The following is a 644-nucleotide window of genomic DNA, read 5'->3' as shown; positions in this document are numbered from 1 at the left end:
CACTTGATCGAATTGCTGGCAGGCTTCCTTCTTACTGCGATTCTCGCCTATATCCTCGAATCACGCGCCGGAGCCGTACATGCCCAAGATTGGGAGTTTTATGCGACCGTTGTCTGCCTCTACTTGATTTTTGCTTTCCCATGCTTCGTATGGCGTTACTTTTGGAATGAGCGGAATAGAGAGTAGGATTTGAATGAGGAAAAGGCCGTCTGAAAGATGAACTGCACCCAAAAAGTTGGACATCCCCCCTCCAACTCACAAGGTGCAGTTTTTTTTATGAGCAAATATACATTACACTTCAAATACCAAGCCGTACTCCACTACCTGCATATACGCAGCCAACAACGTACCGCAGACCACTACGGCATTTCCCGAACCCACCTGAGACGATGGATACGCGCCTATCAAGAAGGCGGTATCGGCGCACTCGAACATCCCCAATCCAAAACCATGCCCCAACACCGCAAAAACCCCTTCATCGCCGACAAACCCGACCACGAAAAAACACAGGCAGAGCTTATCGAAGAGTTGTGCTATATGCGCGCAAAGGTTGCCTACCTAAAGGAGTTAAAAGCCCTCAGCCAAAAGCAGACCGAAAAGGACAAAGCCAAACCGTCCAAACACTGAGGGCGCAACACGCGCTC

Annotated in this window: 2 protein-coding genes; both read left to right on the top strand. The window is 49.7% G+C overall.

Going from position 1 to position 644, the window contains the following annotated elements; genetic code table 11:
* A partial coding sequence (locus tag ACTHUM_RS17270; RefSeq protein ID WP_440403593.1) for a DUF2818 family protein occupies positions 1-186 on the top strand: 186 nt, incomplete at its 5' end.
* A gap of 90 nt (positions 187-276) precedes the next feature.
* On the top strand, positions 277-627 hold the full coding sequence (locus ACTHUM_RS17265) for a helix-turn-helix domain-containing protein (protein WP_009311899.1): 351 nt from the start codon (positions 277-279) through the stop codon (positions 625-627).
* Positions 628-644: the final 17 nt, after the last annotated feature.

Source organism: Neisseria sp. P0021.S006, assembly GCF_051956895.1.
This window is presented reverse-complemented; position numbering and strand designations above follow the sequence as displayed.